Here is a 13,801-nt window from a genome sequence, read left to right as displayed (position 1 = left end):
CTGCTCGGCCGGCCGTACGGGTCACTTCACGGCCCCGGCGGTCAGACCGGCGACGAGGTAGCGCTGGAGCAGCAGGAATCCGGCGACCACGGGGATGCTCACGACGAGTGAGGCGGCCATGATCTGGTTCCAGTACACGTCGTTCTGGGTGGAGTAGTTCTGGAGTCCGACGGCGAGGGTGCGGGTGGTGTCGGTCGTCAGGACGGACGCGAAGAGCACTTCTCCCCAGGCGGTCATGAAGGCGTACACGGCGACCGCGACGATGCCGGGGATCGCCGCCGGGACGACGACGCGGAACAGCGCCTTGAGCGGCCCGCAGCCGTCCACCATCGCGGCCTCGTCCAGGTCCCTCGGGACCGATTCGAAGTACCCGATGAGCATCCAGATCGAGAAGGGCAGGGAGAAGGTGAGATAGGTGAGGATCAGTCCGCCGCGTGAGCCGAACAGGGCGATCCCGGTGGACTGGCCGATGTTGACGTAGATGAGGAACAGCGGCAGCAGGAAGAGGATGCCGGGGAACATCTGCGTCGACAGGACCGTCACCGTGAAGACGCGCTTGCCGCGGAACTGGTAGCGGCTGACCGCGTAGGCGGCGAAGACGGCGATCACGACGGAGCAGACCGTGGCGGCGCCGGCGACGATCAGCGAGTTCAGGAAGTACTTCGCCAGCGGGACGGTCTTCCAGATGTCGAAGTAGGGCCGGATGGTGAGCCCGCTGGGCATCCAGCGGAACTTGCCCGACACGTCCTCCAGCGGTTTGAGCGAGCTGGAGATCATGACGTAGACGGGCAGCAGGACGAAGCCCGTGAGCAGGGTCAGGAAGATCCGGCGGGACCAGATGAAGGAGCGCGGGGACGCCATCGGCGAGCGCGGAGCGCCGCGGGAGACGGTGGGGCTAGCCACGGGAGACCTTCCTCCCTCGTGAGGTGAGCACCAGGTAGATCCCTGTCACCAGGAGCAGGAACAGCAGCAGGAGCACGGACATGGCCGCGCCCGTGCCGAAGTTCCAGGTGGCGAAGGACGACTGGTAGATGTGCACGGAGATGAGGTCGGCCGCCTCGGGCGCCGCCCGCCCGAACAGCACGAACGGTGTATTGAAGTCGTTGAACGTCCACAGGAACAGGACGAGTACGAGCACCTGGTTGACCGGGCGCAGCGAGGGAATGGTGATGCGTCGGATCTGCTGCCAGATGCCCGCGCCGTCCATCGCGGCGGCCTCGTAGAGCTCCTTGGGGATGTTCTGGAGCCCGGCCATCACTATCAGGAAGGCGAACGGCCAGCCCTTCCACACCGAGACGGTCAGCAGTGCGAAGAAGCTGTTGTCGCCGATGAGCCAGAAGGGATGCCCGCCGGTGAGGCCGAGCTGGTCGTGGAGCACGTGGTTGACCAGGCCGTTGTCCCTTTGGAACATGAACGCCCAGGTGATCACGGCCGCGTAGACGGGCAGCGCGTACGGGACCAGGAACAGGGTCCGCAGGAAGCCGCGGCCGGTGAACGTCTCCTGCATGAAGACGGCCGCGGCGGTGCCGAGCAGCCAGCACAGGCCGACCGACATGAGCGTGAAGACGCAGGTGATCCAGAACGAGTGGAGCAGGGCCTTTCCGACGGGTGCGTTGAAGTCGACGGCCACGTCGAAGTTGCCGAGGCCGGCCCAGGGAGCGGCGCCCCAGTCCCGCAGATAGAACTGGGTCAGCTCCTTGAACGCCATGAAGAACCCGATGGCGATCGGCAGCAGGTGGACGAGGATCTCGAGCAGCAGCGCAGGGAGCAACAGCAGGTACGGAAGTCCCAGGCGGCGGATGCGCCCGGGGCGGCGCGGCTTGCGCGTCGCCCCGGGGGTGTCCACACGCACCGCCGGATCCCCCTTCGGGGAGTTCACGATGGTGGTCATGGGCACATCACTCACTGACTGGCCATCTGCTGCTGAGCCTTGGTCAGCTCGGCCTTGACGTCGGCCGTGGAGAGCTTCTTGCCGTTCGCCGCCTGGGCGAAGAGGTTCTTGACGGCGGTGCCGACCGAGGTCTCGAACTGGGACTCGTCCGACACCTGGGGCAGCGCGGTGGCGCTGGTCCCGAGGGTCTCGCGCAGCACCTTGAGCTCGGGCCGGTCGAACGCCGGGTCGCTCTGGGCGGCCTTGACCGGCGGGATGGAGCCGTAGGTCTTGCAGAGCAGCTTCTGCTCGGCGTCGCTGGTCATGAACTTCACGAACTTCATGGAGCCGTCGATGTTCTTCGTGTTCTTGAAGACGGCGAGGTTGATGCCCGCCACCATCGAGTTGGTGGCCTTGCCCGCGCCGGGCGCACCCGACTGGACCGGCACCGGGGCGACGCCCCACTCGTCGTCCTGCATGCCCTGCGACTTGAACGTGGTGGCCGCGGCCTGCCACAGGACCATGGCGGTCTTGCCCTTGGAGAAGTCGCTGAGGGACTGGTTCTTCGCGTACTCGGCGTTGCCGGGCGCGATGATCTTGTTCGTGGCCATCATGTCGACGTACTGCTTGACGGCCGCGACCGCCGCGTCGTTGGTGAAGTCGGCCTTGCCGTCCGCGGTGAAGAAGTCGCCGCCGTGCTGCTTGGCGAGGACGAACACCTGGTGGATGTTGTTGGAGAGGTTGGAGCCCTCGGCGCCGAGTCCCCACTTGCCGCCCTTGGATATCTTCGCGCCGTCCGCGGTGAGTTCGTCCCAGGTCTTCGGCGGCTCGGTGATGCCGGCTTCCTTGAACATCGCCTTGTTGTAGTACAGGGCGTACGCCATCGAGTAGAGCGGTACGGCGGCCGGGTCCTTGCCCTGCGCGCCGGTCGAGCCGAGCGCCGACTCCACGAAGCGGTCCTTGCCGCCGATCTTGTCGAAGTTCTTCTGGTCCCACGGGACGAGGGCGCCGGTCGCCTGGAGCGAGGACGACCAGGTGTTGCCGATGTTGAGGACGTCGGGGCCCTCACCCGAGGTGGTCGCCGTGAGGATGCGGGTGAGCAGGTCGGACCAGGGGACGACCTCCAGCTTGACCTTGATGCCGGTCTGCTTCTCGAACTTGTCGAGTTCGGGCTGGAGGATCTTCTTGTCCGCCTCGACGTTCGGCCCCTGGTTGGACGCCCAGTAGGTCAGGGTCTTGGGCGACTCGTTCGATCCCTCGTCGGATGAACCCCCGCCGCAGGCGGTCGCAGCGGCCAGCAGGGAGACGACGACCGCGCTACTGGCGAGTGCTCGAATTCTTTGCATGGCTCCAGGTGTCCCTTCCTCAGGAGCGTCCAAGCCGGGGCGCGGGTCTGCAGGCCGAAGCGCTCGGCGTTCAGTTCCTGAAGTCACCCACGACTTAATTTAGGCTGTGAGTTAAACCGCGCGGAAAGGTCGCGTCAAGGGTTTGGGCAGGGGTACCTTGCGTCTGTCGCAGGTCAGGAAGGAGCCCAGATGGATCGGCGGAGCAGACGCACGGTGAGTGACCTGCGCAGAGCCAACCGAGCAGCGATACTGCAACAGTTGTATTTCGACGGCCCGATGAGCCGCCAGGCGCTGGGCCCGCTCACAGGACTGAGTTCAGGCTCCGTCAGCAACGTGGTCGCCGAACTAGCCGCCGACGGCCTCGTGGAGGAAGCCGGCAGCATGGACTCCGACGGCGGCCGGCCGCGCATCCTGCTCCGCGTCAGCCCGCACAGCGGCAACCTGATCGGCATCGACGTCGGCGAGACCCGCGTCCGCGTGGAGGTCTTCGACGTCACTCTCACCGAGCTCGCCCGCGCGGACGTCCCGTTGACGGGTGACGGCTACGACGTCTCGGTCGTCGTGGAACACATCCGCAGCGGCATCGAGCAGGTGCTCACCGAGGCCGGCGTGCCGGCGGACGACCTTCTCGGGATCGGGATCGGCGTCCCCGGTGTCGTCGAGCGGGTCCCCGAGTCCGGGGCCGTCGTCCACTGCCAGACGATCGGCTGGGACGCGGTCCCGTTGGAGGCGCTGCTACGGGCTTCCTCCCAACTCCCCTCCACAGTCCCGTACTTCATCGACAACGGCGCCAAGACGCTCGGGCAGGCGGAGATGTGGTTCGGCGCCGGACGTGGTGCGCGCAGCGCCGCGATCGTCCTCTTCGGCACCGGGGTCGGCGCCTGCCTCTTCGCGGACGGCAGGGGCCGGGCGCTGGAGTGGGGCCATCTGACGGTGCAGGCCGGCGGGCGGACGTGCCGCTGCGGCGCGCCGGGCTGCCTGGAGGCGTACGCGGGGGCCGAGTCCGTACTGGAACGGTGGCGCGAGGCCGGCGGGCAGCCGCCCCGGGGAGTCGACGAGGAGACCCAGTTGACGGCGCTGCTCGCCGCCGCGTGCCCGACGGACGGGACCGATCCCGACCCGGTGGCGTACGAGGTGATGGCGAAGACGGCCGAGTACCTGGGCGCCGGACTGTCCGACCTGATCAACCTCTTCCAGCCGGAGCGCATCCTGATCGGCGGCTGGGCGGGGCTCCAGTTCGGCTCCCGCTTCCTCGACGACGTGCGCAGGCACGCCACGAAGTACGCCCTGTCCTACCCGGCCGGAAGGGCCACCATCGAACTGGGCAGACTGGGCCCCGACGCGGTCACCGTCGGTGCGGCGACACTCCCCCTGGAGGACTTCTTCGCCCGCGGCGGCCGCCGCGACGCCCCTGCCAAGGAACCCACACCGCCCGCGTGGCGCACGGCACTTGAGGGCCGCGTTCTCGGGTGACCCGAGCCGGCTTCGTCACCTGGTGGCCGACCGCCGCGCGAGGTCTTCCAGCAGAGCCACCGCCTCCTCCGCCCGCTCGTGGGGGACGAAGAGGTGGTCATGATGGAACCCGGCCACGACGTTGCAGCTCAGGCCCGCGCCGGCGAGATCCTGGGCGACGGCCGCGGTCAGGCCCACGGCCTCCAGTGCCGAGTGGATGCGCAGGGTGATCCACCCTGCCACGTAGTCGTAGCCGAGACCTGCCGCGTCGGCCTCCTCCAGCGGGACCACCAGCGTCAGCGCCTCCCGCTCGGCGACGGTCACCACAGGGATGACGCCGGGCGGAATCGCGCCGGCGACGGTCGTGAAGACGTAGCGCCCAGGGTTCAGCTCCGGCCGCATGCCGCTCAGCAGTGTCCGCAGATCTCTCTCACCACTCATGATCACCAGAGTAGGCGGCCCGCGGCGACCGTCGGCCGACCCGCTGCCCACGGATCATGTTCACCGGCCCCACCGGCACCGCGTCAGGCCTCCGGAGGGGTCGGCAGGGGCCGGTGGGGGGCCATGGCCCAGCGCACCAGCGAAGTGACGCCGCGGCCGAGCGGCCTCACGGCCACGGTGTCGACCAGCGGCAGCCGGAGGAGCTTCAGTTCCGCCGCCGCCCAACCGGGCAGCAGGGAAACGGCGTTCGCGGCGAGAACCCCGTACGGCAGGCGGGCGGCCAGAGGCACCGGTGGGTTCAGGAGGAGGAAGCGGGCGGCGGCGCGGGCCTCGGACGTCGCACGCAGCTCACGCCGGTACGCCGTGAACCGGTCGGCGAGGTCCGCCCGGTTCGTGGGTGGGTCCGGCACGCCGAGCGCGGTGGCGACCCGCGCGGCGTCGGCGACGTAGCCGTCGTACTCGTCGCCGGTCAGCGGGTGGGCGCCGTACCGCTGATGGGCGCGCAGGAAGCTGTCGACCTCCGCGATGTGGACCCAGCCGAGCAGGTGCGGATCTCCTGCGTGGTACCGCTCGCCTTGCGCGGTCACCCCGCGCACCCGCGCGTGGACAGCCCGCACCTGGTCGCAGGCCTCCTGCGCGCCGTCGGCCGGGCCGTAGGTCGTCATCGCCAGGAAGGTGCTCGTGCGCTGGAGCCTGCCCCAGGGGTCGCCGCGGAAGCCGGAGTGGGCGGAGACGGCGGCCATGGCGAGCGGGTGGAGCGACTGGAGCAGCAGGGCGGAGATCCCGCCGATGAACATGGACGCGTCGCCGTGCACCGTACGGATGGGGCGGTCCGGGCCGAACCAGCGCGGTCCGGGGGTCTCGTGGATACGGGCGCGGTTCTTGGGCCCCTCCGGGCCCGCGACACGGGCGAAGAGGTTCTTTCCCAGCCGCTCCTGCACCCCGCGGCCGTCCGGTCCGGTCAGTCTCATGGTGACGTGACGTCCCTTCGGATGCGCGTATCCAGCCTACGTTGTCCGGTCGCGGTGGGTCGTGTGTGTCCGTCCCGGCCACCCGGGGAGACTTCGGCTCGGCGGTGCGGCGAGGATGGGGTCATGATGCAGCAGTCCGGCGGCCAGGAGGAACGGCCTTGAGCACAACGATCCGCACCGTGTCCTATCCCACCGGCAGGGAGCACAAGCCGCTCGACATCCACAACTCCCCTGCAACCGAAGACCCTTGCGTCCTTCTGTGGCACGGCATCGGCCCCGACGAGCGCGATGTACTGGTCCCGCTGGCCCAGGACATCGCCGAACTGGGCCTCACCGTCCTCGTCCCCGACTGGCGTTCGGACACCCCTGACGAAGGCCGCGCGCATCTCACCGACTCGTTGCGGTTCGCCCGCGACTTCGCCGGCCCCTCCCGGCAGCTGGTCGTCGCCGGCTGGTCGGCGGGGGCGGGCGCCGCTCTCGGGGTGGCCCTGGACCCGGAACTCTTCGACGGCCGGCCGCCCGCCGCCGCCGTCGGTATCGCGGGCGGCTACCGGCGCCCGGCGCGCACTACGGGAGCCGTGCCCCTCCAGGCGCTCGGGCGCGCCACGGCACGTGTGCCCGTACGGCTCGTGCACGGCACGGAGGACCCCGCCGTCTCCGTCGAGTCCTCTCGGGAAATGCACGAAGCGCTGCGCGCGCACGGCTGGGACTGCACCCTCGGCGAACAGGCCACCGATCACGCCGGGGTGCTCGGTTGCGTGTACGACCCGGGGGCGGGTCGCTGCGTGGCCGATGCCTCCGTCCGCGCCTTCGGCCTGGCGACGGCCGAGGTGGTGGCGGACGTCGCCCGGTCGGTCTAGCCGGGGGATCCGATGGCGGAGGCCATCACGGACGGCCCGCCTCTCTGTGCCCCCCTCCCCTCCATGACCACTCTCCCCTCTATGGGGACGCCGTCACTGGTCGCGGCGCAGCAGGTCCTCGTACGTCTCGCGGCGCACCACGGCGCGGGCCTCACCGTCGCGGCAGAAGACGACCGGGGGGCGGCGGGCGCCGTTGTAGTTGTTGGAGATCGAGTAGCAGTACGCGCCGGTGACCGGTACCGCGATCAGGTCACCGACGGCCGGGGCGCGCAGCGGTACGTCGCGGATGAGGGTGTCGCCCGACTCGCAGTGGCGGCCGACCAGGTCGCAGGGCTCGCCGCCGCCGACGCGGGAGGTGACGGTCGCCTCGAATCGCTGGCCGTACAGCATCGGTTCGAGGTTGTCGCCCATGCCGCCGTCGACGGCGACGAGGGCACGCGGACGGCCCCGCTTGACGGTGACCGCGCGGTACAGGGTGAGCGCCGACTCGGCGACCAGGGACCGTCCCGGCTCGATGATCAGCCGGGCGTTCGCGGGCAGGTGGGTGCGGGCGGCGTCGGTCAGGGTCCGTACGTACTCGTCGACCGTCGGCGCCCGGTCCTCGTAGGTGTAGCGGACGCCCAGGCCGCCGCCGAGGTCGTACACGGCGTGCTCGCCCAGCTCGCCGAGGGAGGCGATGGCCTCGACGGCGCGGGCGAACGGGGCGGTGTCGAGGAGCTGCGAGCCGACGTGGACGTGCACGCCGTCGAGGCGCAGCCGGTCGCTCGCGCGCAGCCGGGCCGCGGCGCGCACCGCGTCGGGCACGGAGAGGCCGAACTTGGAACCGGCGTGGCCCGTGGCCATCGCCTCGTGGGTGTCGGCCTCGACGTCCGGGATGACACGGACCAGGACGCGCTGCTCGTCCGAGACGATCTTCTCCAGGCGGTCGATGTCGTCGAAGTTGTCGATGACGATCGTGCCGGCTCCGGCCTCGACGGCCATGCCGAGTTCCTCATCGGTCTTGGCGTTGCCGTGGACGACGAGCCGGGCCGGGTCGGCGCCCGCGGCGAGTGCGGCCACGAGTTCCCCGCCTCCGGCGACGTCCACGCCGAGCCCTTCGTCGACCATCACCCGGACCACGGCGGTGCACGGGAAGGACTTCGACGCGAAGACCACTTGTCCGTTCGGCCAATAACGCTTCAGTGCGTCCACGTACTCGCGTGCGCGGGCCCTGAGAGCGCCCTCGTCGACGATGACGGCGGGGGTGCCGAAGCGCTCGGCGAGGTCGTCGAGGCGGCACCCTCCGACAACGATCTCACCGTCGGTGGCTAGTTTTGTCCCCTTCGGGAAGAGGTCGACGATGTCCGAGGTGGCGGTCGTGGCGCTCATGGGCGATGGCTCCTGTCCCTGGTCGATGGGCCTATCCTGACGGCTTCCCCCGTCGCCTTCACCGGCGTCCCGCCCCAGGAATCGAGGCCCCCGTTGTCTGATCGGACAATCCCTGACGGGCGGGCCGCGGGCTCCTTGCGCCTGCTGGTCGGCTCCACCGGCCCGCTCCGGGTCCTCGCCGCGCCCGGTGGTCTCGACGTCCCGGTGCGCGGCACGGTCATCCACGACCCTGGCGATCCGCTGCCCGCCGCTCCGTCGGCGCTGCTGCTGCTCGTCGGCGCGGACGTGGCCGATCCGCGTACGGACACGGTGCTGCGGCGTGCGGCAGGGCAGGGCTACGCGGGGGTGGTCGTCAAGTCCCGCGGCCAGGAGGCGGATCGGCTGACGGCCGAGGCCGAACGGTCCTCGCTGGCGGTCCTTGCCGCCGACGACGCGATGCCGTGGCGGTACGTGGATGCGGAGATCGGCTGCGCGCTCGCGGCGTACGGAGTGGGTGACCTGTCCCCGTCGGCTCCCGCCGGAACCGAGGAGCTGTTCTCGCTGGCCGACGCGATGGCCGCGGTGGTGGGCGGCTCGGTGGCGGTCGAGGACCTGGACCAGCATGTCGTCGCCTACTCGAACGTCCCGGGCCAGCGCATCGACAGCCTGCGCGAACGCGGCATCCTGGAGCGGCGGGTCCCTGACGATCCGGGCCAGCGGCAGCAGTACCGCGACGTGCTGGCGGCCGAGGGCGTGGTGCGCTTTCCCCGGGCTCGTGACGAACTGGCGCGGGCGGCGGTCGCCGTGCGGGCGGGGACGCTGCCGCTGGGGACGCTGTGGGCGATCGAGCCGGAGGACGGCCTGTCGGTACGGGCCGAGTCGGCGCTACGGGACGCGGCGCGGCTGGCGGCCCCGCATCTGCTGCGCGCGCTGAACGCGACCGAGGCCGAGCAGCGCATGCGCCGCGACACCCTGCGCGCGCTGCTCGACGGGTACGGGCCGCCGGCCGAGGAGGCCGCCGCGCGGCTCGGCGTCGGCCAGGGGCAGAAGGTGTGTCTGGCCGCGTTCGCCCCGGACGAGGGCGTCGCCCTCATCGCCCACCTGGAGTCGTCGCTGGTCCGGCACTGCGCGGCACACCTGCCGTCGGCGACGGTGACGGCATCGGCACGTGCGGTGTACGTGCTGCTGACCGCGCGCTCGCCCGCTGCCGCGCGGCGGTTCGCGGACGGTGCGCTGGGGACCGTACGGGCTGCTCTCGGTACGCCGGTGCGGGCCGTGGTGACGCGGGAGTACCCGGATCTGCTGCGGGCCGGTGCGCTGCGCCGCGAGGCGGACGACATTCTCCGGGCCACCGGTGACGGCGGCGCCGACGGCCCCACGGCCACCGCGGAGGACGTACGGCATGTCGTCCTGCTGAACCGGCTCGGCGACGAACTGCGTCGGGAGCCGTGGCTGCGGCTTCCCGGGGTCGCCGCGCTGCTGGCGCACGACGCGGAGCAGGGGACCGACTACGCGGCGACGGTCACGGCCTGGCTGGACGCGACCGGCGACGTCGCGGGCGCCGCCGCCGGTCTGCGGGTGCATCCCAACACCCTGCGCTACCGGCTCCGGCGCGTACGCGAACTCTTCGGCCTCGACCTCGACGACCACGAGGTGCGGCTGGCCGCGTGGCTCGAACTCAGGCTCGCGCAGCGGTAGTTGTCGCGACGGCCTCCTCCGCTGAAACGCCCCGCCCACGCAAGGCGGAGTGGCGGCGGCCGAACACCAGGTAGAGCACCGCCGCGAGCACCAGCCACACGCCGAACAGCACCCATGTGACACCCGGCAGCAGCCACGCGAGGTAGAGGCAGGACGCCGCGGACACGAGCGGCACCACCGGATAGCAGGGCACCTTGTACGGCCGCGGCGCGCCGGGGGCGATGCGGCGCAGGACGATGACGGCCGCCGCCACGGCCACGAACGCGACGAGGGTGCCCATGCTGGTCAGGTCGGCCAGGTACTGCAACGGCACGAACGCGGCCAGCGCTCCGACGCCGGCGCCCACGATCCACGTGTTGCCCACCGGTGTGTGCCGCTTGCGGTCGACCCGGCGGAAGATCTCGGGGACGAGCCCGTCGCGGGCCATGGAGAAGAGGATGCGCGTCTGCCCGTACAGGGTCACCAGCACCACGCTGAAGATGGACACCACGGCACCGGCCGACAGCAGTACGACGGGCCACCCGGCGCCCGTGACGTCGCGCAGGATCTCGGCGAGGACCGCCTCACCCGCGTCGGCCTGCGCACCGAACCGGCCGGTGGGCTGTGCGCCGACCGCCGCGAGCGACACCAGGATGTACAGCACCGTGACCGCGCCGAGCGTCAGGAGCAGCGCGAGCGGGATGGTGCGCCGCGGGTTGCGGACCTCCTCGCTCGCCGTGGCGACGGTGTCGAAGCCGACGTAGGAGAAGAAGACGGCGGAGGCGGCGGCCCCGACGCCGGATGCGCCGTGCGGTGCGAAGTCGGAGAAATGACCGGCGCTGAACGCGGTGAACGCCACGGCGACGAACAGCACGAGGACGCTCAGCTTGATACAGACCATGACGGCGTTGAGCCGTGCGGACTCGCGCGTGCCGCGTGCAAGGAGCAGGGAACAGAGCAGCACCACGACGAGCGCGGGGATGTTCACCACTCCCCCGGCCCCGGGCGGCCCGCTGATCGCGTCGGGCAGCGTGAACCCGAAGAGCGCGTCGGTGAGTTCGTTGAGGTACTGCCCCCAGCTCACCGCCACGGTGGAGACCGCGACGCCGTACTCGAGGATCAGACACCAGGCGACCAGATACGCCGCCCCTTCGCCGAGGGACGCGTAGGTGTACGAGTACGTGCTGCCCGCCACCGGGATCGCGCCGGCCAGTTCGACGTAACAGAGCGCCGCGAGTCCCGCGACGACCGCCGCGACCACGAAGGAGAGCACCACGCCCGGTCCCGCCTTGGGGACCGCGGTGCCGAGTACGAAGAAGATGCCGGTGCCGACGACGGAACTGATCCCCAGCAGGGTCAGCTGCGTCAGCCCCATGCTGCGCCGCAGACCGCCCGGCCCGGAGGCCTCGCCCTCCGCCTCGCCGATCATGCTCTCCAGCGGCTTACGGCGGCACAGTTGACGGACCGTCACGCGCATGCGTCCTCCTGGGTGTCCCGCACCCCGCGGTGGATCGCGAGGGGCTGCGGGGGATGCTGCGGCACCCGGACCACGCACTCAACGTCGGATCCGTGCAAGAGCCGCGGAACGCTTTGGCCGATGCGACAGGTGCGCGAACCATGCGTCGTATCGCCGGAGGCGCAGGTGGCAGCACGGGTGAATGCGCAGGTGAAAACGCCTTCTCCGATTGGCGGTTGATGTCCGCCTTTGTGTTGCTATTACGGCGTTCGGGTGCTCTGGGGGACAGGACGCAACCAACCGGTGGCCCGGCAGCCTCCTGACCGACACAGACCGACACTGTCCGACCGTCGTGAGGAAGTGCCATGAACTCTCCTGCCACCGTCCTGCCGACCCCCGACCTGAACGCGGGCGCCGACTTCCTGCTCCCGCTGCCCGACCCGGGGCAGCGCCTGGACCTGACTCCGCCGACCCGCACGTGCCTGACCTCCCGTGACCGGCACCGCCTCAGCCTGAACGCCACGCTCACCACCGCCGGGATCCCGCCCCACCCCGACGACATGGAAGCCATCGACGCGCTCAGCGCCCTCGACGACACCGTCGCGCTCGCCGTCCAGAGGTGGCTCGTGTCCCGCCCCGCCGCCCTGCTCGGGTGACGTGAGGCACCGGCCTGTCCCCGCCCGCGTGCGCCTTGCGGCGGCTGGTCCATCCGCACCTGCATCAGCCGCGGCCCGATGGCCTCGTAGAACGCTCGTGCCGCGGTGTTGAACTCCCATACGCTCGCGACCAGGCGCCGGCATCCGGCTCGGCGTCCCACGTCACGGACGGCTTCCGCGAGCGCCGCGCCGACCCCGCCCCGAGCGCCGGCGGGGTCCACGGACAGGTGCTCCCTGGAGACCAGCGCGGCGGGCAGGGGGACCAGGAATCCCTCTCATCTCTCGACGCGGCAGAACGTGTAGCCCACCACTTCGCCCTCGTCGGACTGGGCGACCAGGAGGACTTCGCCTGCGCCCTGCTCCGACGCCGAGCGCTCACATGCCTCCGCCGGGCACGCCGCAACGCTCCCGCTCCGAGGGCGTTGCGGCGTCGGCGTGTCACCGCCTCAGGCTCGACTCGGCCACCTTGGCGGCGATGGCGTTCACCTCGTTCTGGGGCAGCCCCGCCTCGCACACGATGGTCACCACGCGACCGTCGTCCAGCGTCGCCCGCCGCACCCCGACGCCCAACGGCACGGACGGTTCCCGCCGCTGCTCCACTTCAAGTTCAAGTTCCTGCTCGGGCATGCGCGCTCCAACCCTCGACGAGGGGCCACGGTAAGCACAGCCGGGAACCCGGATCACGCCAGCCACACAGGTGCTTCACACAAACGAGCTCCCACGTTCCACGCAGACGGAGCACCGCGTCCGTCGGCCGTCAGGACGCGCGGCGCACGCCTGCGATGACGGTGGTGGCCGAGAGCACGAACGCGTCGGGGCGTCGCAGGATGCCGTTCGGCGCCGTGTCGTCGAGCAGGACGTCTAGCGTCTTGCGGTCGTCGGCCTCCAGCGACTCGCTCATCACGTCGCGCAGCCGGGCCAGTTGGTTGCACACGAAGGTGCGGGCCGTCTCACCCAGGGGCGCCGGCAGGTCGAGCAGGTACGTGAAGCTGCCGACATCCGTGAGTCCTGCCTGGCCGAGCATCGCGGGCCAGTCCTCGACCGTGCTGGTGCTGCCCGGCAGCTCGCAGCGCATCCGCTCGAACCAGAACTCCTGCATCGCGTCGAGCCGCGCCTGGAGGCCCGGCGTGCCGATGCCGATGTCGCGGGGGAGGAAGCGCATCGGCAGTCCGCCCTCGGCGACCGCGAGCATGCCGCCGGGCCGCAGCGCGCCGGCGAGCGCGTCCAGGACTCCCTGCTGATCGCCGACGTGGTGCACGGCCTTGCTGCTCCAGATCAGATCGGCCTCGCCGAGACCGCCGCCCGCCTGACCGTCGCCGCCTTCCAGGTCGCCCGGCAGCTCCGCGTGCCGGATCGCCACTCGGCCATCGAGTCCGAGGCGCTCGGCGCGGGCCAGCGCGCGGTCGAGCAGCGCGGGCGCGCCGTCCACCGCGACGACTTGGGCGTCCGGGAACGCCTCGGCGAGCACGCAGGTCATCACCCCGGGCCCACTGCCGATGTCGAGGATGCGGCGGACCTGCTTGTCCGGGCCGAGCAGTTCAGCCAGGCGGGTCGCCGTCTGCTGCAGGGTCGGCAGGTGCAGATCGCCGTTGTTCTCCAGGGTGTCGGCCATGGCCTCCCAGTCGATGTCGGTGCTGTCGGAGTCGGTGCTGCCGGAACCGTGGTCATGCCGGTGCTGGTGTCCGTGGCTCTGCGTGTGTGTGCTCATGGCTGGGAGCGTGCACC

General features: G+C 70.9%; 13 protein-coding genes and 1 pseudogene. 4 read left to right on the top strand and 10 right to left on the bottom strand.

The annotated features are described in order from the left end of the window. Positions 1-21 precede the first annotated feature (21 nt). Genes ACIPWY_RS20215 through ACIPWY_RS20205 form a run of 3 tightly spaced genes read right to left on the bottom strand, consistent with a single transcriptional unit; the run spans position 22 to position 3,216 of the window. Positions 22-861 (bottom strand): carbohydrate ABC transporter permease, encoded by an 840-nt coding sequence (locus tag ACIPWY_RS20215; RefSeq protein WP_100594671.1) that lies wholly within the window; start codon positions 859-861, stop codon positions 22-24. A gap of 34 nt (positions 862-895) precedes the next feature. Then, on the bottom strand, positions 896-1,891 hold the full coding sequence (locus tag ACIPWY_RS20210) for a sugar ABC transporter permease (protein ID WP_362903105.1): 996 nt from the start codon (positions 1,889-1,891) through the stop codon (positions 896-898). Between the two features lie 11 nt (positions 1,892-1,902). After that, positions 1,903-3,216, bottom strand: coding sequence for a sugar ABC transporter substrate-binding protein (locus ACIPWY_RS20205; RefSeq protein ID WP_362903103.1), 1,314 nt, complete (start codon positions 3,214-3,216; stop codon positions 1,903-1,905). A gap of 189 nt (positions 3,217-3,405) precedes the next feature. Between ACIPWY_RS20205 and ACIPWY_RS20200 the strand changes: the two genes are divergently transcribed. Further along, positions 3,406-4,689, top strand: coding sequence for an ROK family protein (locus ACIPWY_RS20200; protein WP_401534171.1), 1,284 nt, complete (start codon positions 3,406-3,408; stop codon positions 4,687-4,689). 15 nt (positions 4,690-4,704) lie between these two features. On the opposite strand, the gene ACIPWY_RS20195 is transcribed toward ACIPWY_RS20200, so the two are convergent. Together ACIPWY_RS20195 and ACIPWY_RS20190 are read right to left on the bottom strand one after the other, a co-directional pair. Further along, positions 4,705-5,109: an ACT domain-containing protein gene (locus ACIPWY_RS20195; RefSeq protein WP_362903099.1), complete on the bottom strand. Its 405-nt coding sequence runs from the start codon at positions 5,107-5,109 to the stop codon at positions 4,705-4,707. Positions 5,110-5,192: 83 nt separating this feature from the next. Continuing rightward, on the bottom strand, positions 5,193-6,080 hold the full coding sequence (locus ACIPWY_RS20190) for an oxygenase MpaB family protein (RefSeq protein WP_362903097.1): 888 nt from the start codon (positions 6,078-6,080) through the stop codon (positions 5,193-5,195). Between the two features lie 158 nt (positions 6,081-6,238). Between ACIPWY_RS20190 and ACIPWY_RS20185 the strand changes: the two genes are divergently transcribed. After that, positions 6,239-6,940, top strand: a complete 702-nt coding sequence (locus tag ACIPWY_RS20185) for an alpha/beta hydrolase (protein WP_401534169.1) — start codon at positions 6,239-6,241, stop codon at positions 6,938-6,940. Between the two features lie 93 nt (positions 6,941-7,033). Here the strand turns inward: ACIPWY_RS20185 and lysA are convergent, their stop codons facing one another. After that, positions 7,034-8,308: a diaminopimelate decarboxylase gene (gene lysA / locus ACIPWY_RS20180; protein ID WP_401534167.1), complete on the bottom strand. Its 1,275-nt coding sequence runs from the start codon at positions 8,306-8,308 to the stop codon at positions 7,034-7,036. A gap of 93 nt (positions 8,309-8,401) precedes the next feature. Between lysA and ACIPWY_RS20175 the strand changes: the two genes are divergently transcribed. Continuing rightward, positions 8,402-9,985 (top strand): PucR family transcriptional regulator, encoded by a 1,584-nt coding sequence (locus ACIPWY_RS20175; protein ID WP_401534165.1) that lies wholly within the window; start codon positions 8,402-8,404, stop codon positions 9,983-9,985. Here ACIPWY_RS20175 and ACIPWY_RS20170 read toward each other — a convergent pair. Next, positions 9,966-11,441 (bottom strand): APC family permease, encoded by a 1,476-nt coding sequence (locus ACIPWY_RS20170; protein ID WP_362903089.1) that lies wholly within the window; start codon positions 11,439-11,441, stop codon positions 9,966-9,968. The two genes, ACIPWY_RS20175 and ACIPWY_RS20170, sit on opposite strands and share 20 nt — an antisense overlap. Before the next feature lie 344 nt (positions 11,442-11,785). On the opposite strand from ACIPWY_RS20170, the gene ACIPWY_RS20165 reads away from it, so the two are divergent. Next, positions 11,786-12,076 carry a hypothetical protein gene (locus ACIPWY_RS20165; protein WP_362903087.1) on the top strand — a complete coding sequence of 97 codons (291 nt, stop codon included), beginning with the start codon at positions 11,786-11,788 and terminating at the stop codon, positions 12,074-12,076. 86 nt (positions 12,077-12,162) lie between these two features. On the opposite strand, the pseudogene ACIPWY_RS20160 reads toward ACIPWY_RS20165, so the two are convergent. The 3 genes and pseudogenes from ACIPWY_RS20160 to ACIPWY_RS20150 all read right to left on the bottom strand — a co-directional run. Then, positions 12,163-12,297: pseudogene (locus ACIPWY_RS20160) on the bottom strand (GNAT family N-acetyltransferase); the annotation flags it as partial. A gap of 217 nt (positions 12,298-12,514) precedes the next feature. After that, positions 12,515-12,703 (bottom strand): hypothetical protein, encoded by a 189-nt coding sequence (locus ACIPWY_RS20155; RefSeq protein WP_362903085.1) that lies wholly within the window; start codon positions 12,701-12,703, stop codon positions 12,515-12,517. Between the two features lie 130 nt (positions 12,704-12,833). Further along, entirely contained in the window at positions 12,834-13,784 is a 951-nt protein-coding gene (locus tag ACIPWY_RS20150) for a class I SAM-dependent methyltransferase (protein ID WP_401534162.1), read from the bottom strand. Positions 13,785-13,801 lie beyond the last annotated feature (17 nt).

The sequence above is a fragment of the Streptomyces sp. NPDC090032 genome (genome assembly GCF_044748025.1).
Lineage (GTDB): Bacteria > Actinomycetota > Actinomycetes > Streptomycetales > Streptomycetaceae > Streptomyces.
Note: the sequence above shows the minus strand (reverse complement) of the source record. Positions and strands in the feature narration are given on the sequence as shown.